Origin of the sequence: Proteus sp. G2669, from assembly GCF_009915245.1 — a bacterium.
Taxonomy (GTDB): domain Bacteria; phylum Pseudomonadota; class Gammaproteobacteria; order Enterobacterales; family Enterobacteriaceae; genus Proteus.
In genome coordinates, this window is record NZ_JAABLX010000017.1 from 15,604 (window position 1) to 41,645 (window position 26,042).

16 protein-coding genes are annotated in these 26,042 nt (G+C 34.3%); 9 read left to right on the top strand and 7 right to left on the bottom strand.

The window, feature by feature from the left end; all coding sequences use genetic code 11:
- Positions 1-45: 45 nt before the first annotated feature.
- On the bottom strand, positions 46-1,074 hold the full coding sequence (locus GWI68_RS03745; RefSeq protein ID WP_227336409.1) for a FecR domain-containing protein: 1,029 nt from the start codon (positions 1,072-1,074) through the stop codon (positions 46-48).
- Positions 1,064-1,612, bottom strand: a complete 549-nt coding sequence (locus tag GWI68_RS03750; RefSeq protein WP_166539428.1) for an RNA polymerase sigma factor — start codon at positions 1,610-1,612, stop codon at positions 1,064-1,066. The genes GWI68_RS03745 and GWI68_RS03750 overlap by 11 nt, the downstream gene beginning before the upstream one ends.
- 171 nt (positions 1,613-1,783) lie before the next feature.
- Between GWI68_RS03750 and GWI68_RS03755 the strand changes: the two genes are divergently transcribed.
- Complete coding sequence (locus GWI68_RS03755) at positions 1,784-2,581, top strand: energy transducer TonB (protein ID WP_166539429.1); 798 nt, start codon at positions 1,784-1,786, stop codon at positions 2,579-2,581.
- A gap of 205 nt (positions 2,582-2,786) precedes the next feature.
- On the opposite strand, the gene GWI68_RS03760 is transcribed toward GWI68_RS03755, so the two are convergent.
- Together GWI68_RS03760 and ettA are read right to left on the bottom strand one after the other, a co-directional pair.
- Entirely contained in the window at positions 2,787-3,740 is a 954-nt protein-coding gene (locus GWI68_RS03760) for a type II toxin-antitoxin system PemK/MazF family toxin (RefSeq protein WP_166539430.1), read from the bottom strand.
- 182 nt (positions 3,741-3,922) lie between these two features.
- Positions 3,923-5,590, bottom strand: coding sequence for an energy-dependent translational throttle protein EttA (ettA, locus tag GWI68_RS03765; RefSeq protein WP_166539431.1), 1,668 nt, complete (start codon positions 5,588-5,590; stop codon positions 3,923-3,925).
- A gap of 342 nt (positions 5,591-5,932) precedes the next feature.
- On the opposite strand from ettA, the gene sltY reads away from it, so the two are divergent.
- Both sltY and trpR read left to right on the top strand, forming a co-directional pair.
- A complete protein-coding gene (gene sltY / locus GWI68_RS03770; RefSeq protein ID WP_166539432.1) occupies positions 5,933-7,852 on the top strand; it encodes a murein transglycosylase in 1,920 nt (639 codons plus the stop codon).
- Positions 7,853-7,952: 100 nt separating this feature from the next.
- Entirely contained in the window at positions 7,953-8,264 is a 312-nt protein-coding gene (gene trpR, locus GWI68_RS03775; protein ID WP_072063739.1) for a trp operon repressor, read from the top strand.
- 107 nt (positions 8,265-8,371) lie between these two features.
- On the opposite strand, the gene yjjX is transcribed toward trpR, so the two are convergent.
- A complete protein-coding gene (gene yjjX, locus GWI68_RS03780; RefSeq protein ID WP_109408072.1) occupies positions 8,372-8,908 on the bottom strand; it encodes an inosine/xanthosine triphosphatase in 537 nt (178 codons plus the stop codon).
- Positions 8,909-8,959: 51 nt separating this feature from the next.
- Here yjjX and gpmB point away from each other — a divergent pair, with 51 nt between their 5' ends.
- On the top strand, positions 8,960-9,607 hold the full coding sequence (gene gpmB, locus GWI68_RS03785; RefSeq protein ID WP_166539433.1) for a 2,3-diphosphoglycerate-dependent phosphoglycerate mutase GpmB: 648 nt from the start codon (positions 8,960-8,962) through the stop codon (positions 9,605-9,607).
- 44 nt (positions 9,608-9,651) lie between these two features.
- Here the strand turns inward: gpmB and robA are convergent, their stop codons facing one another.
- The gene (gene robA, locus GWI68_RS03790) at positions 9,652-10,560 is read right to left on the bottom strand and encodes an MDR efflux pump AcrAB transcriptional activator RobA (protein WP_166539434.1); all 909 of its coding nucleotides are present in this window, start codon (positions 10,558-10,560) and stop codon (positions 9,652-9,654) included.
- Positions 10,561-10,763: 203 nt separating this feature from the next.
- Between robA and creA the strand changes: the two genes are divergently transcribed.
- A complete protein-coding gene (gene creA / locus GWI68_RS03795) occupies positions 10,764-11,240 on the top strand; it encodes a protein CreA (RefSeq protein WP_072071034.1) in 477 nt (158 codons plus the stop codon).
- A gap of 209 nt (positions 11,241-11,449) precedes the next feature.
- Here the strand turns inward: creA and arcA are convergent, their stop codons facing one another.
- Positions 11,450-12,166, bottom strand: a complete 717-nt coding sequence (gene arcA / locus GWI68_RS03800) for a two-component system response regulator ArcA (RefSeq protein WP_006535263.1) — start codon at positions 12,164-12,166, stop codon at positions 11,450-11,452.
- Between the two features lie 811 nt (positions 12,167-12,977).
- Between arcA and thrA the strand changes: the two genes are divergently transcribed.
- The 4 genes from thrA to GWI68_RS03820 all read left to right on the top strand — a co-directional run bounded on the left by thrA (position 12,978) and on the right by GWI68_RS03820 (position 26,018).
- Positions 12,978-15,437, top strand: coding sequence for a bifunctional aspartate kinase/homoserine dehydrogenase I (gene thrA / locus GWI68_RS03805; protein WP_166539435.1), 2,460 nt, complete (start codon positions 12,978-12,980; stop codon positions 15,435-15,437).
- Positions 15,419-16,369 (top strand): homoserine kinase, encoded by a 951-nt coding sequence (gene thrB / locus GWI68_RS03810; protein ID WP_166539436.1) that lies wholly within the window; start codon positions 15,419-15,421, stop codon positions 16,367-16,369. Before thrA ends, thrB begins: the two co-directional genes overlap by 19 nt.
- A gap of 3 nt (positions 16,370-16,372) precedes the next feature.
- Positions 16,373-17,665, top strand: coding sequence for a threonine synthase (gene thrC / locus GWI68_RS03815; RefSeq protein WP_109408068.1), 1,293 nt, complete (start codon positions 16,373-16,375; stop codon positions 17,663-17,665).
- Positions 17,666-17,828: 163 nt separating this feature from the next.
- Positions 17,829-26,018 (top strand): RTX toxin, encoded by an 8,190-nt coding sequence (locus GWI68_RS03820; RefSeq protein WP_166539437.1) that lies wholly within the window; start codon positions 17,829-17,831, stop codon positions 26,016-26,018.
- The last annotated feature ends 24 nt before the right edge of the window (positions 26,019-26,042 follow it).

The following is a 26,042-nucleotide window of genomic DNA, read 5'->3' on the forward strand; positions in this document are numbered from 1 at the left end:
AGAATTATCCTCACCTGTAAAAAAGAATATTTTTCATATTTCTTTTTACTTATTGATAATTAACGCATTATTTTTATCGGTAAAAACAACATTAACCGGCAATATAAGTGGAATTGCGGTAATAAAGTCTTTGGCATCATTAATGTTAGCGATCCCTGAGACTTTCATTTTGGCAATTTCGGGTGAGGAAATTTGAATATTGATATCAAGATAAGGTTTGAGTTTGGTTATTACTTCATTCAATGGGCGTTCAAAGAAATGCAGTTGACCAAAACGCCAACTTCCCACGGAATCAATATTGACCGAAGAAATAACAAAACTGTCACTTGTTAATTTGCTGGTGGCTTGAGAGCCAGCATACAAATATGTAGGAGAGGATTTAGGTGTTGCTTTAACCTCAACGATACCTTCATGAACAGCAACGTTAATTTGGTTGTCATTATAGCGGCTGACTTCAAATTCAGTGCCGACAACTTTAATTAATCGGGTATCTGCATGAACATAAAAAGGGCGATAAGGATTTGATTTGACCTTGAAATAGGCTTGCCCTTTATCTAACCATAGCTGTCTTTCTTCTTGTACATAAGCGACTCTGACTTGCGTGTTCCTGTCTAAATAGACTTTAGAGCCATCGGCTAAGGTCATCTCTTTCGGTAAGTCACTGGTTGCAAGCGTCATATTATCCATCAGTAATGCGGGTAAATGACTATAAGGGAGATATAAGACAGTGAGTAGGCAAAAAGTTGCGGTAGTGTGGATAGCGGGGCGCCAAAGAGAACGCTTTTTCTTTTCAACAGTGGTTATTGTTGGTCGTGATAATGCATCACATTGACGCCAAATACCCGCAATATCTTGATATGCTTGCCGATTTATATCATTTTCAATCCATTCTTTAAATTCTTGGCGTTGCTTGGGAGTCATTCTTTGGCTATGTTGTCGGGTGAACCAAAGAGCTGCTTGCTCATCAATAGAGTCATTGAGTAATTCATCATCATTTTCTAAAAAAAGATGATCTGCTCCCTCATCTGTGTGAGGTTTAGTTTCCGGTATGTTTTTTTCCGGCTTACTCATCATTCGTGCATTTCTCCTGTCCTGCATCGACATATCTTTTGCAATGTAATAGGGCAGCCGCAATATGTTTTTCCACCATGCTGATTGAGATTTCCATTTGCTCTGCAATTTCGCTTTGTGATAATCCATCAAAACGATAAAGAACAAATGCTTCTCGACGGCGAGGTGGTAATGTTTCAATTGCTTCACTAAGTAGATCTAAACGCTGCTGATGTTCAAGGACATATCCCGGATCAAGTTCCGTGGCATAACTTTGAGCAGCGTCATCTAATTCACAATCATCCTGATAGATATCTTTTTGCTTTTGTTTTTTTCTCCAATGGTCAATCAAAACGTGGTTCGCTATTTTGAACAAAAAAGCACGCTGTTCTTGCACAGGTGTTTGTTCTTTTCTGTTTAGCCATAGTGTAAACACATCTTGAGACAAATCATCTGCATCATGGTAATTACCCGTACGTTTGTGGAAAAAACGCACAAGTTGTCCATGGGTTGATTGGTAGGCACAACTAATTTTTTGTGCCAATGATTTATCGCTAGCCATAATCTCTGGTGTCTAAAAAAGAGTGAAATAATAAGCTCTTACTGCTTCTCATGAGAACAAGTTATGATAATTATCAAGCTAATTTTTTATTGTATTATTAATAATAAGCAATATCATTTGTGTTTGTATTATGCCTATAATTCATCAGAAAGAAAATCAGAGGCAAGAATTATGAGTAGTATGTCGGCGACTTTTTCACGCCGTGGATCATTTTCTATTGGTGGATTAACTGCCAGTATTTTATTTCATGCAACGCTAGTCGTTGTCGCCATTGGCTGGATAACCTCTAAAGATGAACGCCATGGTGTTTTACCACCCGCAATGACAATGGATTTAGGTATCTATCAATTAGCTCAGGCAGAAACAAAAGATGTTCCTGTTGGGCCTGAAAAAGTGATGTCTGTTCCTGAACCCGCAGAAACAGAACCTGAACCTGTGAAAGAAGTATTGGATTTACCTAAAATGCCAGTAGTAGAACAAGGCACTTATGAGCGTATTCCTGAAAAGCCGAAAGTAAAACCGGTAGTGAAGCCAAAACCCGTTGCGGTGAAAGTACCTGATGATCTTCCTGTCTCAGAAGCTCCATCGGAGGTAACAAGCGCACCTATTTCTGGCTCTAATACAAGCAGTAGTGCTCAATTTAATAGTTTCTCTTCCTCTTCTGTAAGTGGGCAAATGGGATGGGAAAGTTTGATACATAGTCATATTGAGATGTATAAACGTTATCCAAGAACAGCAATACGTTTTAAAGCGACAGGCGTGACACAAGTTTCTATTGTGCTAAATGCAAAAGGTGAGTTATTAGATGTGAAAGTGGAAACATCATCAGGTAATCGCATTCTTGATAGAGAAGCGTTAAATACGATTAAACGCGCTTCGCCATTTCCCGCACCTGAAAGCTATCGTTTAGAAAATGGTAATATTTCGTTTACTGCGCCTTTAAGTTTTGATTATAGGCAAGAGAGTTAAGTTATTATTTATAATTATTTATTACATATTAAAATAAATAATTTAAAGAAACAGAAACTAAAAAACCACCATAAGGTGGTTTTTTAGTTTTAATCTTTGTGTTCGTCGGCATCGCAATTTTTCAGCGTCGCGGGGAAGATTGCCGCCTCTTTTATTCCCACCAACGAAATAAGAGTATCATAGTGAAAATATGACAGCAATATAATTATCTAATAGAGTTTTTGTATGATAAAATCTCATCATCAACCTCATCAATATATAATGCATTGCTTTCATGGCTATACATATACATTTCTTTTAATATCAATAAGTCATTTTTTAAAGAATATAACTCTGATTCTAAATTTTTATTTGTTTTTCTTAATTCTTCGATTTCTATATATAATTTATTTTTTGATATTGATGATAGTAGCCCTTTATCTAATAATTTTTTATCTCCACGACAAAGTGAAGCTCGATAATCCTCATTTCTATAATATTGATTGTATCCTTTTAATTTAAATAAAGGAGGAAGTATTCGCGTAACACAAACAGTTTGGATCATATCACATAAAGCATAAGTTTCTTTTTTAGCAAGATCACCAATGTTTTTTATTGAATCATCTGATAATTTAAAAATAGAGGTATTAACGGCTAAGTCATGAGGCTTTTTTGATGTGAGTGGAATGACTTTAACCCCTCTGTCATCAGCTTTTACTACAATCGCAGGTCTTCTCTTATGCATTTCACCCTGTTGAATATTATCAGGATAGCGTTTATTTGTTTTTATACCCGCATTCAAAGTGACACATGAGAAGATATGCCCAAATTCAACAATAATAATTTTACCAAGATATAATATTGATTTAGCACTTTTATAATTTTTATTTTTTAAAGTTTGAGATAAGTAAATGTCATCTGAAACATTTCTTGGAGATAGCCAAATATTTATAAGAATATTATTCTCAGATAGAGTTTGAATTTTTGAACTTTTTATTTCCCATCGGTGTTCTTTTCTACCTATAAATGATTTTGTGATAAAAATAGGATAGAAATTTTCTTTATCAATATTATCTCTAAATAGTGGAGTGATGATTTCGTTTATACCATTTAGAATAACATGACCTAATAATATTTCAGATTGATAATTATAAAATTCAAAATAATTAATTCTTATCATAATATAATCCGTTAAGTAATGGTGAGGTATATCTGTGTTTTCGGGATTATTTTAGATTAATGAGACTTTATTTTTTCTATTTTAAACTTTAAATATATTTATTAAATTTCAAGCTAATTAAATATAAAAAAGCAGAGAATAATCTCTGCTTTTTTAGTATCAAGTATCGTAAATAAACTCGATTATTTACTCATACGTTTGTACTTCATGCGACGAGGCTGAATAGCATCGTTACCTAATGTACGTTTTTTGTATTCTTCATATTCGGTAAAGTTACCTTCGAAGAATTCCACTTTACCTTCATCTTGGTAATCGATGATATGTGTGGCAATACGGTCAAGGAACCAACGGTCATGGGAAATAACCATGGCACAACCTGGGAACTCTAACAGCGCATTTTCTAATGCACGTAAAGTTTCAACGTCGAGGTCGTTGGTTGGTTCATCGAGCAGTAACATGTTACCGCCAACTTGTAGTAGTTTAGCAAGGTGTAAACGACCACGCTCACCACCAGAAAGTTCGCCAACACGCTTACCTTGGTCAACGCCTTTAAAGTTAAAGCGACCAACATAAGCACGACTTGGAATTTCAAAGTTACCAATACGCATAATGTCTTGGCCACCAGAGACTTCTTCCCAAACAGTTTTACTGTCATCCATGCTGTCGCGGAACTGATCAACAGATGCTAACTTAACAGTATCACCTAGTACTAAAGTACCTGAGTCTGGTTGTTCTTGACCTGAGATCATACGAAATAGCGTTGATTTACCCGCACCGTTAGGGCCGATAATACCAACAATAGCGCCTTTAGGAATAGAGAAGCTTAAATCATCAATTAGAACGCGATCACCATAAGATTTTGTTAGATTATTAATTTCTAACACTTTATCCCCTAAACGTGGTCCAGGTGGAATAAAGAGTTCGCTGGTTTCATTACGTTTTTGATAATCAACGCTATTCAGTTCTTCAAAGCGAGCCAGACGAGCCTTACCTTTTGCTTGACGGCCTTTAGGATTTTGGCGGATCCACTCAAGTTCTTTTTGAATTGATTTATGGCGAGCAACTTCAGTTGCGGCTTCTTGCTCAAGGCGCGCGTCTTTTTGCTCTAACCATGAAGAGTAGTTACCTTCCCATGGAATACCTTCACCACGGTCAAGTTCTAAGATCCAACCCGCTACGTTATCAAGGAAGTAACGGTCGTGCGTGATTGCAACAACAGTTCCTTCATAATCGTGTAAGAAACGTTCTAACCAAGCCACAGATTCTGCGTCTAAGTGGTTAGTGGGTTCATCTAATAACAGCATATCTGGTTTTTCTAACAGCAGACGACAGATAGCGACACGGCGGCGTTCACCCCCTGAAAGTTTCTCAATTTTAGCGTCCCATTCAGGTAAGCGCAGTGCTTCTGCTGCACGCTCTAATTGGTTTTCAAGGTTATGACCATCATGAGATTGAATAATTGCTTCTAATTGACCCTGTTCTTTAGCTAATTTATCAAAATCAGCATCAGGATCGGCATAAGCCGCGTAAACTTCATCAAGACGGTTTAGTGCGTTTTTTAGTTCGCTAACGGCTTCTTCAACGGCTTCACGTACGGTATGTTCAGGGTTTAATTTTGGTTCTTGTGGTAAATAACCAATTTTAATACCTGGTTGTGGACGTGCTTCACCTTCAATATCAGTATCGATGCCCGCCATAATGCGAAGTAATGTTGATTTACCGGCACCATTTAGACCAAGCACACCAATTTTCGCGCCCGGGAAGAAGCTGAGTGAAATGTTTTTAAGGATATGTCGTTTGGGTGGGACAATTTTCCCGACACGCAACATACTATAAACGTATTGAGCCACTATAATTACCCTTTGATTATAAAAGAGATTTTCTCTGAGGTGCCATTTTTCGCGATAAAAACAAATTTTTTGTAATTAAGCTGCGTTTTTAGAGCACCTAAATGAACAATAGCAAAGTCAATGTCAGTAATTTGCCAAAGACCCGAAAATGATGAAAGTCGCCAGTATACCCGATTTATAAAAGAAAACCTTAGTCAAAAGCGAGGTTTTTATCTACCTTTCGTGCTTCTTCTGAAAGTAATGAAAATTTCTCTTAAAGAGGGGAACTTACATTGTTAATGATTATCATATTAGCTAATGTATTCAGTATTTGGTGGTTTTATTTGAGGTGGGAGACATTACGTGGTTAAGCAAAAGTGGTCATTAGCAGTCGCAATAGGGGCTTTGTGTTTTTCAACATGGGCACAAGCAGATTCATTAAGTGAACAACGTGTTCGCTATCAAGAGATTAAAGCTGCATGGGATCTTAAAAAAACAGATGAAGTTGAAAAACTACTCCCGACATTAGAAAACTATCCACTTTATCCTTATTTGGAATATCGCCAAATCACCGATAATCTTGATGTTATTGCACCTGCTGCGGTGACTGAATTTGTCACGAAATACCCGACATTACCACCAGCAAAAGCACTTCCTTCGTTATTTGTAAATGAATTGGCTAAGCGTCAAGAATGGCAAAACTTATTGACTTTTAGCCCTAATCCACCGAATCCCAAAGCAGCTAGATGTAACTATTATTATGCCAAGTGGGCAACCGGCGATATTCAAACCGCATGGATAGGGGCTAAAGAAGCATGGCTAAATGGCACATCAATGCCATCAAGTTGTGATCCTCTTTTTGGTGAATGGCAAAAAGCTAATCAATTAACACCAGAGTTAGTATTAGAACGAATTAACTTAGCCATTAAAAATGGAAACACAGGACTTGCAGCTTATTTAGCAAGACGCCTTCCAGAAAACTATCAAACGATTAGTGATGCTTTAGTTGAATTACAAGACTATCCAAACTTAGTTGGGCGCTATGCAACCGCGCTTTCACCAACCGATTTCACTCGTTCTATCATACAATCGGCATTTTCACGTTGGGCAAGAAAAGATGCAGATGCGGCAAGAGCACAACTGGATAATATCGCACATGCCCAAAAAATGACGGCCAGTGAACGCCAATTAATGCGTGATACTGTGGCGTGGCAATATATGCCTTATGCTACACCTGAGCAGGTGAAATGGCGTGACAGCGTTATTCAAGATACCGCATCAGATACACTGCGTGAACGTCGTGTACGCCTAGCATTAAGCCAAAATCAACCTGCTGAATTGGCATTGTGGTTAGAAAGGCTCTCTCCTGAAAGTAAAAATAAGGAAGAGTGGCGTTATTGGCGTGCAATGGTATTGCAATCTCAAGGTAAAAATAGCGAAGCACAAGCTATTTTAGAAGCGCTGACGCAAAGTCGTGGTTTTTATCCAATGGTTGCCGCGAGCAAATTAGGTAAGCCATATGTGATGGTGATAGATAAGGCACCGAGTGTTTCATCAAGTATCCCTAATCAGCCAGAAGTACAACGTGTTCGTGAATTAATGTATTGGCAAATGGATAACTTAGCGCGCTCAGAGTGGGCAAACTATGTTGCTTCACAACCTGCACAAATGCAGTCTGAATTAGCACGCTATGCATTTGAACAAAAATGGGCTGATTTAGCAGTGCAAGCCACTATTACAGGAAAAATGTGGGATCACTTAGAAGAACGTTTTCCTCTTGCTTGGAAAAATGAGTTTGAGCAATACACGAAAGATAAATCGATAGACCGCAATTATGCAATGGCAATCGCTCGTCAAGAAAGCGCGTGGAACCCACAAGCACGCTCTTCAGCGGGTGCAACAGGTTTAATGCAAGTAATGCCAAAAACGGCCGAATTTACGGTAAAACAAGCGGGTATTACGGGTTATGTCAGTAGTGCGCAGTTAACAAATCCGGTAAAAAATATTGAGATTGGTACTGCTTATCTTGATTCTGTCTATCAGCGATTTAACCAAAACCGTATTTTGGCAAGTGCTGCATATAATGCGGGGCCTGCGCGTGTTGATCGTTGGTTATCTGATGCAAATGGCCAACTGGATGCGATTGCGTTTGTAGAAAGTATTCCTTTTGCAGAAACCCGTGGTTATGTCAAAAATGTACTCTCTTTTGCTGTTTTTTATAGTTATTTTGCGGGTGAACAACAACCAGTATTAACTGAGAATGAATGGAATAGTCGTTATTAAGGGATAAAAAGGCGATTTGTCGTGGGAGCCTCTTTGTACATTAGCAAAGTATGATATAGTTTGTACTAGTTAATGAGTGTGGCAAAAAGAGGCTTTCACGATGCAAGATCCTGCATTATCACCTGAAGAGAATGAGCACTGGCTAAGATTTGTTGAGTTATTACAACATGCATTTGAGCAAGATGTGCACTTTCCTATTTTACAGCTTTTAATGACACCTGATGAACGAAGTGCTTTGGCGACACGAGTACGCATTGTGCAAGAGCTAATGCGGGGAGACTTAAGTCAGCGTGAGCTAAAAGAAGAGCTAGGCGTTGGTATCGCCACTATTACTAGAGGCTCTAATAGCTTAAAAACGGCACCACATGAAGTGAAGTTATGGCTTGAAAAAGAGCTAATGACGAAAAAATAGTTGCATTATAATAATGTGAGCTAGAAAGATAAAAAGCCATTTAATCAAATAATTAAATGGCTTTTTGCTTTCTTTATTTACCTAAAAAACACATATCAGATTAATTATTAATCTTCTTTTTGATTGAGTTCTTTATAGATATCATGAGTTACTGGCACTAATGCCAAAACTAATGCTTGCTGGTAAACAGAAGTACGACTAAGTAGGCCATCGGTAAAATAACCAATTGCACCACCACGTTGTTTAATGTTGTCAATCTTAGTTAAGAAAGCCATTTCATCACCAAGCTCTCTGCCTTCACGGATCCCTTTTAAGATCTGCTCTGGTAGCATAAGACTTGCAGAGCGTGATTCGCCACGAATTTTTCCATGTTCGACAACAATCCAAGCAAAAGTCATATCATCTTCAATACCGGCTTCAACACCTACCCAAAAATCTGCTTCAGGGCGAACTTGACGAGCTGCCATGACACGCTGACGTGCGCCAGTTCTCGTTTCTGTGTTTCCGATAGGTTGTTGTGGAACACGGCTATCGACATTAATATCTTCAATATCAAAGGTATCTTTACCGAACACTTGCTCAAAAGCGAGTTTTATCGCGTTGATTTTTGCTGGATTCGTAGTGGCTGCAATGACATGATACATAATGAATTAATCATCCTTTGAAAAATTAGAGCAGTATAACGGAAAAAATGTATGTTACAGGTCTATCTTGTTCGCCACGGTGAAACTGAATGGAACGTGGCGAGACGTATTCAAGGGCAATCTGATAGCCCACTAACAGCAAATGGTGTGCGTCAAGCACAGCAAGTTGCTGAAAAAGTAAAATCAGCAGGTATTACCCACATTATCTCAAGCGATCTTGGCCGTACTCGTCAAACGGCAGAAATCATTGCACAAGCTTGTGGTTGTGAAGTGATAACTGACTCACGTTTACGTGAACTCAATATGGGCGTTCTTGAACAGCGAGAGATCGCAACATTAAAGACACAAGAAGAGGCTTGGCGCAAGAGTTTGATTGATGGTACACCTGATGGACGAATTCCCCAAGGAGAATCAATGGCAGAATTAGCGAGCCGAATGCAGGCTGCGTTAAATCAATGCCTTGAGTTGCCCGAAAATAGCCGCCCATTATTAGTGAGCCATGGTATTGCATTAGGATGTTTGCTGAGTACCGTTTTGGGATTACCTGCATATGCAGAACGTCGTTTAAGACTGCGTAATTGTTCAATTTCTCGTGTTGATTATCAAAACAGCCCTTGGCTTGCCAGTGGTTGGGTGATTGAAACGGCTGGAGATGTGAGTCATCTTACTGATACAGCATTAGATGAAGTTCAACGCTAAAAAATAAAAGCTCTCTTTGACGTGACTATCAAGAGAGCTTTTTCTTATGCCGTTACATCTTCACGTTTAATGGGGATGTAATATTCAAAGCGTTCGATATGATCTTGTGGCTCTGTCACCATCTCATTGCTGTAACGCACATTTTTAAGATAGTATTTTTCGACGTCATAACCTTTACGGCGAGTTAGTCCCATTTTAGGTAAACAAACACCATAAATCAGGAATAAAAACTCCTGCATTGCCCCTCGTTTTGCCTCACCTTCGAAATCAAAGCGAATGTAATCACCTCCTGCTAATGAGACTTCATGGGCTGCATCATCCTCAATAAATGTCGCATAGTCAGGTTCAACAGCAGTGGTATAAAGCACACGTTGCTCATCTTCATGTTCATCACTATGTTGCGCATGATGAAGGCCATAAACTTGGTGAGGAACCGCATTTATTTTGCTCATATAGTAACGCCAGAATGTTTGGCGCATATCGGAACAAGCTTCAGCCCATTGCTCAAGTGTATGGCTACATGTTTGCTCAATACCAATAAGTTTTTTCTCAGGTAATTGTACAAATTCCCATTTTGGTAAATTTTGAGGATCTAAGGTAATAGGAGGACAAATTCCCACCGCGCACCATTCATCAGTACGACGATAAAGTGCTGGAGTTCTATCAAATTGCTTTTTAAAAGCACGGGTAAACGTCTGTTGGGAATCAAAACGATATTGCAAAGCAATGTCTAAAATGGGGCGGCTCGTTAAACGTAATGCAACAGCCGCGCGAGATAGACGCCTTGAACGAATATAAGAACCAATCGCTTGTCCTGTAACTTCTTTAAACATGCGTTGTAAATGCCACTTGGAGTAACCTGCTTTGGTTGCGACATTATCGAGGGATAATGGCTTATCGAGGTTACTATCAAGCCAAGCGAGCAAATCACGTATGATGTTGGTTTGATCCATACATCTCCCTTAGTCATATTCGTTTATTTATTGCGGTAGATGGTAAATAGCCTGAACATCTATAACAAGTTATATTGTTAGACAGTCGTAAAATATAGTCTTTTTCGGCGACTGATGTACACAAATTCTTCTATCAGTTAGCAAAAGATTGTTTTATTCTAGGCCTAATTATTCTCTCATCTTTTCAATGGAACAAAGTAAATATGTTAAATTTCAAAAAGATGCTAGCAGTGTCTATCTTACTCCCTTTTTCTTTTATGGCAAAAGCGGAAGAAATTGGTTACGTCGATACCGTATTTAAGTTTTTTGGTGCTAACCATAAAATTGTGATTGAAGCATTTGATGATCCTGAAGTTAAGAATGTGACTTGTTATTTAAGTCGTGCAAAAACAGGTGGGATCTCAGGAAGTCTAGGTCTTGCTGAAGATACGGCGGATGCGGCAATTTCTTGTCAGCAAGTGGGGCCTATTGAATTAAGTGAAAAGGTGATTAAAGGAAAAAACCGAGGTGATGTGGTTTTCCAAAAAAGAACATCTTTAGTCTTTAAAAAGCTTCAAGTTGTCCGTTTTTACGATAAAGAACGTCATGCACTGATTTACTTAACTTATTCCGATAAGGTGATTGATGGCTCACCAAAAAATGCGATCAGTGCCGTGCCTATTATGCCGTGGAAAGAGTGATTTTTATTAATTGGATAACTTAATGATTAATAAAATTAATATGAATAAGGTTTAAAATATTTTTTAAAAAATAGCTGTATTTTTTTTCAAAATAGTTGTTGAGATCAATTTTCATCTTTTGTTATTTTATTAATACGATGCTACATAAAAGAAAACCCCCGAATATATTCGGGGGTTTTTATTAGTTAAGTGTTTGAGATAAAATCAAATCACTCGTCTAAATCACCACAGAAACGATAACCTTCACCATGGATTGTAGCAATGATTTCAGGTGTATCTGGTGTAGATTCGAAATGCTTACGAATACGACGAATAGTAACGTCAACAGTACGATCATGAGGTTTCAATTCACGGCCTGTCATTTTCTTCAGTAATTCTGCACGAGTTTGGATTTTTCCTGGATTCTCGCAGAAATGTAGCATCGCACGAAATTCACTGCGTGGTAATTTGTATTGTTCACCAGCAGGGCTGATTAGTGAGCGACTGTTAATATCAAGCTCCCAACCATTGAATTTATAGCTTTCGACTAAACGGCGTTCTTCTGTGCCATTAACTAAATTCATGGTGCGTGACAATAAGTTACGAGCACGAATCGTTAACTCACGAGGGTTAAATGGTTTAGTAATGTAATCATCGGCACCAATTTCAAGGCCTAAGATTTTATCTACTTCATTATCACGACCTGTTAGGAACATTAATGCAACACTTGCCTGTTCGCGTAATTCACGAGCCAGTAATAGCCCATTTTTACCAGGAAGGTTAATGTCCATAATAACCAGATTAATATCATGATCAGATAGAACATTGTGCATTTCGTTGCCATCAGTGGCTTCGTGTACGATATACCCTTCAGCTTCGAATATGCTTTTCAGGGTATTACGAGTAACTACTTCGTCTTCAACAATCAGAATGTGCGGGGTTTGCATATTTGCTACCTAAAATTACCAAAAATAGAAAAAGGAAATCTGTGTTTAACTTCTGTGTGTGCACTTGTGTGGTTATTCATTTTTGTTATTAGCACGTAAAAACTAGACCCAGATTGAAATTCGATAAATAACCATCACGTTATTACAAAAAAATTACGATTTTAATCGACAATGAACGCTAAAATCAGAATGCAAAACGCCCATAGTCTATTAACAGCAATATAACACCAGTTGTATTAAATACCATCTAAAAAGCTAACTTTTGTTGACACATATCAAAATCAAGATAACAGCTTAACCCTGATTTCAATAGTTAACTATATAATTTGATTTATGTAATGTAAAAGAAAAATATATGTTAAATATAGTGGGGATTATTTTTTTTACCAGTTTTGTTACACAAATTAAAGGAGCCTAAAATACCTTATTCCTTATAAAAGTACAAATATCCAAATAACCCCAAAATAGTAGCTTTATTTTCTTTGTTTATCCCTTTGTGATAGGAATATCTATACTACAATAGAGGTAATGCTTGAAAAAATTTCACTTAAGTGACGGTTTATTTTTTGTGTAAAAAAAAGAAAAAATTTGACATCTCTCTCGCTTTGCTTTAACCAGTATATAGTCAAACTAAATTTGAGACAGACAGGATAGTTATGCGTATTTACAGCCCAGCTAAAATGACAATTATTACCACCACCACCGGAATTTTATATTGCGGGACGGGCTGTCGCATATAAAAAACGAAAATCGAAAAAGCCCGCATTGAGAAATGCGGGTTTTTTTTTGGGTGAAAAATCAGGAGAGTTGTATGCGAGTGTTAAAATTTGGGGGAACTTCAGTTGCCAATGCAGAGCGTGTGCTGAATGTTGCTGATATCGCTGAGAAAAAAAGAGAGCAAGGACAAGTCGCTCTTGTATTATCAGCACCAGCCAAAATAACGAATTATTTGGTTGCAATGATTGAAAAAACGGCAGAAGGCGAAGATCCTCTCACTCAAGTACGTGAAGCCGAACAAATTTTTGCCAATTTATTACAAGGTTTAAGAGAAAAACAGCCTGGTTTCGATTATGAGCGTTTAAAAGATAAAGTTGAGCGTGAATTTGCTGAAATTAGGCACATCCTTCATGGTATTTCTTTATTAGGTCAATGCCCTGATAGCATTAATGCAGCAATGATTTGTCGTGGTGAAAAGCTCTCTATCGCCATTATGGAGTCTGTTTTACAAGCTCGTGGCTATAATGTCACAGTTATTGATCCTGTAAAAAATTTACTTGCACAAGGTCACTATCTAGAATCTACCGTTGATATTCCTGAATCTACTCGCCGTATCTTGGAACTTAATATCGCGAAAGACGATATGATTTTAATGGCTGGTTTTACTGCAGGTAATGAAAAAGATGAACTGGTTGTATTAGGTCGCAATGGTTCAGACTACTCAGCCGCAGTATTAGCAGCCTGTCTGCGTGCTGAATGCTGTGAAATTTGGACTGATGTTGACGGTGTTTATACTTGTGATCCTCGTTTAGTACCTGATGCTCGTTTATTGAAGGGCATGTCATATCAAGAGGCAATGGAACTGTCTTACTTCGGTGCTAAAGTTCTTCATCCTCGCACTATTGCTCCAATCGCTCAGTTCCAAATTCCTTGTTTGATTAAAAATACAGGTAATCCTGATGCACCGGGTACACTGATTGGCGATGGTCAAAAAGATGAGAGTACTCCAGTTAAAGGGATCACTAACCTTAATAACATGGCAATGATCAACGTATCAGGCCCAGGTATGAAAGGTATGGTAGGGATGGCGGCTCGCGTATTCTCTGTGATGTCGAGAGCTGGTATTTCTGTTGTTCTTATTACACAGTCTTCTTCTGAATACAGCATCAGTTTTTGCGTACCACAAAAAGAACTGATTAGAGCGCAAAAAGCATTATCAGATGAATTCTATTTAGAATTAAAAGATGGTGTACTTGATCCATTAGATATCATGGAAAACGTAGCGATAATCTCTGTCGTGGGTGATGGTATGCGTACACTGAAAGGGATTTCAGCGCGATTCTTCTCTGCGTTAACACGAGGCAATATTAATATTGTTGCCATTGCTCAAGGTTCGTCTGAACGCTCTATTTCTGCAGTTATTGCCAACGACTCAGCAACTAATGCGGTACGTTTATGTCACCAAATGCTATTCAACACAAATCAAATCGTTGAAGTTTTTGTGATTGGTGCGGGTGGTGTCGGTAATGCATTAATTGAACAAATTCATCGTCAACAGGCATGGTTGAAAAATAAGCATATCGATCTTCGTGTATGTGGCATTGCTAATTCACGCGCCATGTTAACGAATATGCAAGGTATTGATTTAGATAATTGGCAACAAGCTTTAAAAGAAGCTAAAACGCCGTTTAGTTTTAGTCAGCTTATTCGCTTAGAAAAAGAGTACCACTTCTTAAATCCTGTGATTGTTGATTGCACATCAAACGAGGAAATTGCGCAACAATACGCAAATTTCTTACAAAATGGTTTTAATGTGGTTACACCAAACAAAAAAGCGAATACGCTGTCGATGGATTATTACTATCAAATCCGACAAGCCGCTGAAGCTTCACGTCGTAAATTTTTATATGACACTAATGTGGGTGCAGGTTTACCAGTTATTGAAAACCTACAGAACTTACTTAATGCAGGTGATGAGTTGGTTCAATTTAATGGTATTCTTTCAGGCTCACTCTCTTACATTTTTGGCCAGTTAGACGAAGGTAAGAGTTTGTCAGAAGCAACGTTTTCAGCGAAAGAAAAAGGTTTCACAGAACCTGATCCTCGTGATGATCTTTCGGGTATGGATGTTGCGCGTAAACTGCTGATTTTAGCCCGTGAAGCAGGTTATAAATTAGAGCTAAGTGATATCGATGTAGAGCCTGTGTTACCGACTTCATTTGACAGCACAGGTGATGTTGCAAGTTTCTTAAGTCGTTTACCTCAAGTTGATGTTGAATTTGACGCTAAGGTCGAAGAAGCACAAAAAGCCGGTAAAGTATTACGCTATGTCGGTGTTATTAATGAAGGTCAATGCCAAGTTAAAATGATGGCTGTTGATGCTAATGATCCTCTGTTTAAAGTAAAAAATGGTGAAAATGCTTTAGCCTTTTACACTCGCTACTATCAGCCAATTCCATTAGTGTTGCGTGGATATGGTGCGGGTAATGATGTTACTGCTGCTGGAGTGTTTGCAGATGTATTACGTACCTTATCATGGAAATTGGGGGTTTAAGCGTGGTTAAAGTTTATGCACCGGCATCAATAGGTAACGTGAGTGTCGGGTTTGATGTTCTTGGCGCTGCGGTTTCACCTATTGATGGGCAATTGCTTGGCGATTGTGTCACCGTTGATGCCGCTTCATCATTTACACTGGAAAGTAAAGGGCACTTTGTTAGCAAATTACCCGCTGATCCTAAACAAAATATTGTGTATCAATGTTGGCAGTTATTCTGTGAGAAACTAGGCAAAGAACTTCCTGTGGCAATGGTTTTAGAAAAAAATATGCCAATTGGTTCTGGTTTAGGATCAAGTGCTTGTTCGGTTGTTGCTGCATTAGTTGCACTTAATGAATTCGCTAAAAAGCCTTTCAACGAAAGACAATTGTTATTAATGATGGGTGAATTGGAAGGGCGCATTTCAGGAAGTGTTCACTATGATAATGTTGCACCTTGCTATTTAGGCGGCCTACAACTTATTCTTGAACAAAATGGTATCATTTGCCAATCTGTACCTACATTTGAAGACTGGTACTGGGTAATGGCTTATCCAGGAATTAAAGTCTCTACTGCACAAGCCAGAGCCATATTACCAAAAGAATATGCTAAGGCAGATATCATTAATCACGGACGCTATTTATCTGGTTTTATTCATGCTTGTCATACTCAACAACCTGAATTAGCGGCAAATTTAATGAAAGATGTGATAGCTGAACCTTACCGCACTCAGTTGCTTCCAGGATTTGAAAAAGCCAGAGAAGCTTCACAAAAGAAAGGGGCATTGGCTTGTGGCATTTCAGGTTCAGGCCCTACTCTTTTTACCATTACTGATTCATTAGAAATCGCACAAGACATGGCCGAATGGTTAAAACAATACTATGTACAAAACAGTGAAGGTTTTGTGCATATCTGCCGTTTAGATACGCGTGGCGCAAGACAGATAGGGTAAGTCATGAAATTATACAATTTGAAAGATAATCAAGAGCAAGTTAGCTTTGCTCAAGCGGTAAAGCAAGGTTTAGGTAAACACCAAGGTCTCTTTTTTCCACAGGACTTACCGTCGTTTTCTAAAGCTGAAATTGATGAATTATTAGCGCTTGATTTTGCAACACGCAGTAGCCGTATTTTAACGGCATTTATTGGTGATGAAATTCCTGCTGATGTATTAGCAAAACGAATTAACACTGCATTTGCATTTCCTGCACCTGTGACTCAGGTTGAAGACGACATTAGTTGTTTAGAGCTTTTCCACGGCCCAACATTAGCATTTAAAGACTTTGGTGGCCGCTTTATGGCGCAGATGCTGTCAGAAGTTGCAGGCAATCAACCTGTAACCATTTTAACTGCAACATCTGGTGATACTGGTGCTGCCGTTGCTCATGCATTCTACAAATTAGAAAATGTACAAGTTGTTATTCTTTATCCTGAAGGCAAAATTAGCCCATTACAGGAAAAATTGTTCTGTACATTAGGTGAAAATATTCACACTGTTGCAATTAAAGATGACTTCGATGCTTGCCAATCATTAGTAAAACAAGCTTTTGATGATGAGTTCTTAAAGAAAACAATGTATTTGAACTCAGCAAACTCTATCAATATCAGCCGACTATTGGCTCAAATTTGTTATTACTTTGAAGCTGTTGCCCAAATTCCTGCTGAAAAACATGAACAACTCGTGATCTCTGTACCAAGTGGTAACTTTGGTGATTTAACTGCGGGTCTATTAGCTAAATCTTTAGGATTACCTGTTAAACGCTTTATTGCAGCAACAAACGTGAATGATACGGTCCCTCGCTATTTAGATAATGGTAAATGGGAACCTCACCGTACTATTGCAACACTTTCTAATGCAATGGATGTTAGCCAGCCTAATAACTGGCCACGTATTGAAGAATTGTACCGTCGTAAAGAGTGGGATCTCTCCGATTTATCTCATGGTGCTGTTAGTGATGAAACAACTGAAGAAACAGTACGTGAGCTTGCAAAAAAAGGTTATATTTCAGAGCCACATGCAGCTGTTGCTTATCGTTTATTACGTGATGAGCTTCAAGAGGGTGAATACGGTTTATTCTTAGGTACTGCACACCCAGCGAAGTTTAAAGAAAGTGTAGAGCGCATTTTAGGCGGTGAATTACCGCTTCCTAAAGAGCTTGCAGAGCGGGCTGATAAAGAACTGTTATCACATTTCTTACCAGCTGATTTTGCTCAATTACGTGCATTCTTACTTGAAAGAGCACCTAAGTAATCATTATTTTAAAAAATTAGATTTATATTTAATTAAATAGCTCAATATTTTATTGAGCTATTTTTTTATCTAAAATAGGAAAGTAAGTATTTAAAAAAAATAAAAATTAATATATATATTTTATTTCCAGAAAGCAGTCTAATTAAATGTAAGGAAATTAAATATGAATGGATTCAAAAAAGTGCTATTCAAAGATAATATAAATGAAATTGTATCAAAAATTGAAAATCATATAAAAGAAAATAATTCAGAACTTTTTTTTAAAGTACAATCTGTAAAAAGAATATTAACAGAAAGTTATATATCTATTTTCATTTCTAAAAATGAGTATGCTGCGAATGAGTTTTTAGAAAAAATAGAGAATAGTTTTTCACTTTATCATAAAAATGAATTTACAAAACAGCTTGATTTAATTAGAAAAAAAATCAATAAAAGCATAGAGGAACTATTTGTTAATAGTGCAAAATTAGCAGGAAGAGGATCTAATAAAATAAAAAAAGAACGATTGGAATTATTAATGCAGCATAATGTTTCTGGTGATTACTATTTGGAATTTGAAAGTAAAAAGCTATTTATACAAATAGATAATGAAAATAATAGTTTTAAAATTATTGATTTTAATGGATGTGCTGAGTTTTTTTATGATAAAAATAGTCTAATAAATAAAAATAATTCTCTTATAAGTATTAAAAATGATGATAGCTTTTTATATTATCGATTTTATAATAAAAAAGAATATTCTGATCATTTTAATAATACGGAAAATTGGAGTATCAATAATAAAAACATTCTTGATATGATAATCAATAATATTAAAATTAAAGAAAAAATAAGTATCAATAAAGATATTAGTATTGAACTGAATGAGAGTTATTCGTATAAAAATATTTTTATTGTTAGAGATAACTTGAACAAAATAGAGAAAATACTGCATATATATGTCTCTGATATAGAAGAAGCATTTACAATTGCAAAATCTAAATATGAGCAAATAACTGATAGTGGAGAACATTTACTTTATAAAATCGGTACAGGTTGGTTTATTACTAAAATAAAACATAATGTTATGAAAAAGTTTTCACAATATACGGATCTATTAAAACCATTAGAAAAAATAATGAGCCGAGTTAATTTAATTACCTCAACAGAAACTAATTATGATTTTAGTCATATTCAAAATCTTAATGGGTTATGTTATGGGCTGAGTTTGAACTATTTAGTCGAAGTTATAAATGGTGGTTTAGAAGGAGGGAATAAATATTTATTCTGGCTAAAGGAGAATGTACGATCTTATCAAAATGAACAAGAAATTATAGCCGATAAATTTGATTCAATTTTATTTAGTAGTATACGGGAATATGAAATATTAAATCTAATTAAAGAAATAAAAAGTATCATATTTTCTCAGCATTTCCAAATGGAAAGGTTAAGTGAAAAAGCACAATATTTTGTATTTGATTCAATAAAATCAAGTGAATATAGTAAAATTTTAGAACAACGAGGATTAAAAAGATCACATATAAGAAAAATAGCATATGATAAAAACAAAATTAATGAATACTTAGAGTACATCATAAAAAATAATGATAATTATTATGCTATTATTGGATTTAAAGATCATGCTATTGCTATTTCATATAAAAAATACTCTGAAAATTATTATAAATTTTCCTTGTTTGATTCTAATAGTGAATTATTAGAATATTCTAGTGTTGGATCTATAAATAAAATTTTAGCGAGTAAAATGGATTTTTATGGCTCACATGATATTGATAATGAAAAATATATTATTTTTGATGAGTATATAAATAATAAAGAATCAAATTACCGAAATGTATGGGATTATAATGATGTAGAGATAAATAAAGGTCTTGCTGAGAATATAAAGAAAATAGGTTTTGCATTACCCTTTGACGAAAATATTACAGGGCGTGTTCTTCATTATAATGAACATCGTGATCTTATAGTTGAGCTAAAAAGAAACAATAAAATAATAGAAGTTGTTGTAAAGAATTCTAATTTTGATGAAGGGATTTATTTAATAAAAAATCATTTTTCTCAGATCGTAAAGAATGAAAAAGCCAGTAAAATTACTTTAAATAAAAATGATAATGGTGATATAAATATTCAAGAAACTGAGTTTGATAATTTTCAAAAAATAATAATAAACAAAAATTATATTGAATTTAGTGATGTATACTATCGTGATCTGATTAAGATTAATAGTTATTTATTAAAAGGAAGCAAATCTACTTTATTAAATGAAATAGTTTCTTTAATTGATATCTTAGAAGGAAATATATATTTTGATAAGTTGTCAGCAAGTTTATCTCTTATTAACAAAATAGAATATTTTAATTATAATAATAAAGGTATATCTCTTTTTAATATATTAAATAAAGTAAAGGAAAAAATAGAAAGTAAGTTATTTTATGATAAGTTAATTTATGGGAAAGATAAGTTAATCGCCTTATCTAAAAAAAATAGTTTAGTTGCTGCAAAATTTTATCAATTAATGGTTAATGAAATTAATGAAGTTAATAAAGGTGTTAGTAATTTCATTTACAATAATATTATTGAAAGTCCTTATTTGTCACTAGATGAAAATAGAAGTATGGGAGTTTATGGATATGATTATACTATTGAATTTAAAGAGAATTATCAATATATAGATGAAGTAATTAAAGGAATTGATATTCCAGAATTAAAAAATACTCTTCTATTAGAAGAAAAAAATAGATTACATTTAAAAGATAACTATAAAAAATTATTAGAATATAAAAATCATAATTATGTAAGTAAATTAATTGGCTTTATTGAAAATGAAATAGATTTAAAAAAAGGTAATAAATTAAGCTCTTATCAAGATTTGTATTTTGATTTTTTTATAAATCAGCAATTCACCAATAAAATGATTATTCATGAAATGGTTCAATTGGAAAACTATTTTCTTAATAATTACCGTGAAAAAAATTATGGATACTATCAAAATAATTTCTTTATTAATGAAGATGATCCTCGTGTTCTTTTAGAAAAATCACTTAATCAAAATAAAAATAAAATAGATTGTAGTTATTTATTATTTGATGATAGTAAAGAAAATTTAAATTTTTTATTTTCTGAAAATATTATCTTTACTGATAAAATCATAGATAATATTATTCTTGATAATATAGAAATGTATTATCAAGAAGATATTATAAATTACTTCTATAATGGTATTAAAAATGAAGAGTTAACCTCATACCTAAAAGATAAGCCAGAAGTAAGTCATCTTTTGGATTATTGTCTAAAAAATAGAATAAGAATAATAGTAACAGGAAATAGTGAAAGAAGTCTTTTTAATCAAGAATTAATTAGACAAAAGGATGAAGTCGAAAAACTATATAATATTATTTTAGAAAATCAATTTTTTAATGAAAAAACAATTGTTTTTGCAAAAAAGGATAAATTGTTAAGTCACCAATATGGTGATTTTTTTATTGAAGGAATTGCTCAACGACTAAATATGCCTATTTATCAAATAATTGATAATAGGTTATCTCTATCAAAGGATAACGTAATTGTTAAACCTTTAGTCAAACGACAACATATAGATAAACCTTTACTTGCAAATGTTCTACTATCTCATGTCATCATTCCTGAGATAGAATCTAATAATATAGAACCCATCTCACTTAATGAAAAAATAAAAAAAGAAAATCAAAAATTAACTGAAGGGTTATACCAATTTGTTTCTAAAATACATCCTAATTATCGTGATAATAAAGAATTTAAACTAGGCTATGAAAAAGATATTAAAACTGTTATTTATGACTATTCAGATAAAATCACAGTATTAGATATCTTTAATTACATTAAACTTAATCATTATGGGCTTAATCTTTATCAACTCGGTTCTATCATCAATAAAATTGATAATGTTAATATCAAACAGCATAGGGAAAAATTAAAGGAGCTCAGTGATAAGCTTATTAATAATGATATTTCCATAAATACTGCATGTGAAAAATATCAGTATGAGTTATCTGCTTTTTTTAACGTTTCAAGTAAAATAAAAATAAAAAATAAGTTAACACAAATGATACATGATCCGCTGATTAATAAAAAATTTAATCAATATTTAATGGGGGGAATAACATATCAACAATGGCAATCATTGATTTCCTTATCAGAAGGATCGCTGACATTAATTGAAAAAACAAATAAAACAATTGAGGTGATTCATGCAATTTATGATAATCCAATATTGATAAATAAATTAAGTTTGTTTTCAAAAAATTTACTTGATTCATTTTTTGATAGAAATAAAAAAGGTAATTTATACAGAGTGTTATTAGATAACATCTCTAATTTTGGAAACTATAAAAGGATAATAAGTTCACTTCAAAATATTATCACAATGATCCATCATAAAGAGATACTAAATTCATCATCGCCCTCTAAGGCTTTAGAAAAAGCAAGTAACTTTAATCAATTAAATATATTGGAGATGAATAACCAACCATTAATTAATAAAGAAAAATTAAAAATAAATGAATATTTTTTTGATAAGCAATTATTGGTCAATGTAGGAGCGATAATTAATGGAAAAAGTATCGATTTAATTGATCTTAGTAAAATAGATAAATGGGAGTCAAAACTCACCTTCGACCCTCATCATTTTAATGATTATTTTTTATCTATTTCTGGCAATGAAAAAGACAAACAGATAATTTCTCTATTTTCTTATTTACTAAATAGTAAAGAAGATAAAATTAAATATCTACTTTCTAATGATACTAATAGAATTGATTATATTGTTGCTTATGAAAGATTAGCTAAAATTATTGATTTAGAAAATAAAGAATATAGTAATAATGATTGGGATGTATTAAGGAAACTGTCATCAATAATTCCACGACATATGAAAATAATAAGTAAGATTGGTTATGCTAATATTACTTATAGTATGTGGCAGTCAGTTAATTCTACGTTTATGCTGGCTGAACAACTTAGTAATCCATTGTTGACATCAAAAGAACGCCAAGAGATCATTAATAACCTTGCTATAATGTGGTCTGAAATGGTCTACAATGGTTTGTCTGAAGTAATTGAAATTTCATTAGCTAAAGGATTGCTAAAATATCGGCATAATCCATTGGAATATATTAATAAAATAAGCACAAAAATAGGTGTTGGGCTGAATATACTTTCTATTGGCTTCGATATTTATAATGCTTACGATAATTTTAGTCGAATTTCAGATGAAAATAGTGAAAAGCAACGTATTGATTATATTGTTAATGGATCTTTGGCTGTAGTGTCTGGATTGGTAACTTTGGGGGTTTCTATTGCGATGCTTGCAGGTTCAACTATTGCTGGCCCTATAGGTATTGTTGCAGGTGCCGTTATTGCTTTAGCAACTTCAATTTATACAGCAGCAAGGCTTATTGAGGAAGCAAAAACAAAAGTACATTTTACACCACTAGAAGAGCTGAATAATGGCTTTTATGCATTTTTGATGGGGGATCTTATACCAGATAAAAAAAATGAAATTATCTATTTGGAAACCAAAATGCAATTAGAATCATTGATAGATAAAAATGCAGCTAATTATCTTGAAGAAATAAGAAAGCAATTTAATTTTGCTCGTTATTTCTATACTAATGAGAAACAAATATATCAAGAATGTTATTATTATAAGATAGTGCCAAACCTAATGGGTAAGAAATTAGATTCAATTTTAAATCCTTTTGGTGAGTATGTTGCTCAGCGAATATCGTTAAATATGAGTCAAAAAGAAGCAGAAAAAATAGCAGCACTCTCTTATCATTTACGTTCGGAAAAAACAGAATATAAGTATTATCTACCTAAAGAAGCTATAGCCACAAATGAAATACTTATTTTTGATATGGATTTTTATATTAATGAATTGAAACGTTACTCTATAGATATTATTTCAGATGATAATTCACCTATATTCTCTGAGGTTGTTGATGATGATTTTTTCAGAAGAATAAAAACAACACGAGAAAATAGCATTCATCTATTTGGTGAAAAAAAAGTAACTAATGATTTAATAAAAGCTAATAAATATGAAAGATATTATAATTTGGGTTGTAATGAAAATGAGGTTTTTTATTTTAATACTCATAACGGTGATGATATTATTGTCGCTCCTTCAAATACTAAAAACACCTTTGATATTTATAATGGAACTAAAAGGATAAGTGGAGGAAATAAAGATGATACATTTAATTTATTTACTTCGAAATCACCTCTTTATGCTAGTCGTTTTTATGGGCGTGGAGGATGTGACACACTCCGTATTATTAAGACAAAAAATAAATATACGGGTTATGAAGTTAATTTATTAGATAATTACGTTAAGTTCAAAGGGTCAGAAGAAGAAACAAATAGCCAAAATTTCCACTCGAAACTTTTTCTTTATCAAGATAAGGATGGCTTTTACTCGAGGCAATTGATTGATTCTATGCCTAATATCGTATTACAAAATCAAAGTGTCATTGCTTATTTAGACAGTATTGAAAATGTTATAGGGAGTGAAACAGGCAATGATATTATTTATGGCAATCAAGAGGATAATTACTTAGATGGTGGTGGCGGGGCAGATTTATTATATGGATTAGGGGGAAATGATACTTTAGTATTACAGGAAGGATATGCTGAAGGTGGTGAAGGGAATGATAGTTATATTATTTTAAGAGCATCGTTAGAACAAAGTTATAATATTCAGTTTGAAACAATTATTAATGAAGATTCTCAAGATAATGCCAGTATTGTAAAATTGAATTATCGTTTTGATGAGATTTCTGCGATCCGTCGTTATGGAAAAGATATTTTATTTGATATGAAAGTGAATGATGGAAATAAAAATAATGATTTAATTTATCATTCAATAAAATTAAAAAATGTTTATAAAGATAAAGAAGGACAAGCATTATCTCATCGATATACTTTAGTTATGAATGACGGATTTATGCTAACAGCTAAAGAATGTACAAGTAGTAAAGATAATATATTTTATCAGTTTAGTTATTTACAACAATACAGTAGTAACAATAAGAATGTTCAGCATTTTCATATAGATAATAATAATCACTCTTTAAGTATTTCATATCCTAATGAAATGATAATAATTAACTTATTACCCCAATTACATTACAGTGGATTTTCTGTCGATGAGAACATACGATTTACTATTGATGGCAATGATTGTGATAATTATTATCTTGGTATTACTCCTAATTCGTTAATTAAACTCAGTTCAGGTCATGATAGCTATCAAGTCAAAACATTTTTAGCGCAAAATAAACATGAAACAATCACTGTCTCTCTTTCTAACAATTCAAATAAATTAACTCCTGATTGTATTAGTAATTTTATTTTATCTGATATCAGTGGGTTTGATTTAAAGTTTCATAATGGTGTTTTATCTCACCGCTATCATCCGAATGCTCACCTGAAACTTGTATTTGAATTATCACATCTTCAATCTATTGTTGACTCTGGTATGAAAATTCGCCTAATTGATAAAGACAATGTCGTCTTTACTCTTCCCACACAAGAGAATAAGCAACAATTGCTTATACCTACCGATGATTTAAATTTAGCTCTCAGCTCAGAAGATGATGTACTTATGATCCCTGGCTCACTGAGCTTAAATAAAGAGGCATTGCTTGCATATTCCCTTTATCCTTTTCACTCTGAATTAATATCGATCTCTACCTCCTTGCAAGAGCAACAAAACCAAGCAACCGATCTATTGTCAGTTCTCTACCTTATGGATGGGGATGATATTGTTGTTAATCACAATAAAAATAGCTCTGTGATAGATGCTGGTGCAGGAGACGATAGTATTGTGGTTAATCATGGGCATCATATTTTAATTGCTGGAGAGGGTAATGATAGCCTAAATGCAGGGAGTGGAAATGACCTTTTGATCTCGGGATCAGGCCTTGATTATTTAAGTGGGGGAACTGGCAGTAATGTTTATATTGTAAAAAAACGCTGTGGTGAAGTTATTGTTTATGATGAAGGTAAAAACAGCCATATTTTTATTTCTGGGTTATCTGAGCATGATAGGTTAATTTATTCTCAAATTGGTGATGAAAGGCAGTATAAAACACAAGATAACCAATTTACTTTAACCTTAAGGGTAAAAGAAGATGAGATTAATTCTTCAGTTACTGTTATTGAAAAGCAAAGCACGCTTTCTATACCATCTCTTGCTTTAATTATTCAAGAAATGGCTCAATTTAACGAGCAACAATTGGCAATAATGCAAGGTAGTGAATTTATTCCATCACCTATATGGTCACCTTTACCATTAGTGACAAAACATTTGTGATCTTCAATATAAAAAAACAGCACT

What these genes read in the sequence shown, in the direction of transcription:
- GWI68_RS03745 (WP_227336409.1), bottom strand. Translation starts at nt 1,074, where the DNA reads ATGATGAGTAAGCCGGAAAAAAACATACCGGAAACTAAACCTCACACA.
- GWI68_RS03750 (WP_166539428.1), bottom strand. Translation starts at nt 1,612, where the DNA reads ATGGCTAGCGATAAATCATTGGCACAAAAAATTAGTTGTGCCTACCAA.
- GWI68_RS03755 (WP_166539429.1), top strand. Translation starts at nt 1,784, where the DNA reads ATGAGTAGTATGTCGGCGACTTTTTCACGCCGTGGATCATTTTCTATT.
- GWI68_RS03760 (WP_166539430.1), bottom strand. Translation starts at nt 3,740, where the DNA reads ATGATAAGAATTAATTATTTTGAATTTTATAATTATCAATCTGAAATA.
- trpR (WP_072063739.1), top strand. Translation starts at nt 7,953, where the DNA reads ATGCAAGATCCTGCATTATCACCTGAAGAGAATGAGCACTGGCTAAGA.
- yjjX (WP_109408072.1), bottom strand. Translation starts at nt 8,908, where the DNA reads ATGTATCATGTCATTGCAGCCACTACGAATCCAGCAAAAATCAACGCG.
- gpmB (WP_166539433.1), top strand. Translation starts at nt 8,960, where the DNA reads ATGTTACAGGTCTATCTTGTTCGCCACGGTGAAACTGAATGGAACGTG.
- robA (WP_166539434.1), bottom strand. Translation starts at nt 10,560, where the DNA reads ATGGATCAAACCAACATCATACGTGATTTGCTCGCTTGGCTTGATAGT.
- creA (WP_072071034.1), top strand. Translation starts at nt 10,764, where the DNA reads ATGTTAAATTTCAAAAAGATGCTAGCAGTGTCTATCTTACTCCCTTTT.
- arcA (WP_006535263.1), bottom strand. Translation starts at nt 12,166, where the DNA reads ATGCAAACCCCGCACATTCTGATTGTTGAAGACGAAGTAGTTACTCGT.
- thrA (WP_166539435.1), top strand. Translation starts at nt 12,978, where the DNA reads ATGCGAGTGTTAAAATTTGGGGGAACTTCAGTTGCCAATGCAGAGCGT.
- thrB (WP_166539436.1), top strand. Translation starts at nt 15,419, where the DNA reads ATGGAAATTGGGGGTTTAAGCGTGGTTAAAGTTTATGCACCGGCATCA.
- thrC (WP_109408068.1), top strand. Translation starts at nt 16,373, where the DNA reads ATGAAATTATACAATTTGAAAGATAATCAAGAGCAAGTTAGCTTTGCT.
- GWI68_RS03820 (WP_166539437.1), top strand. Translation starts at nt 17,829, where the DNA reads ATGAATGGATTCAAAAAAGTGCTATTCAAAGATAATATAAATGAAATT.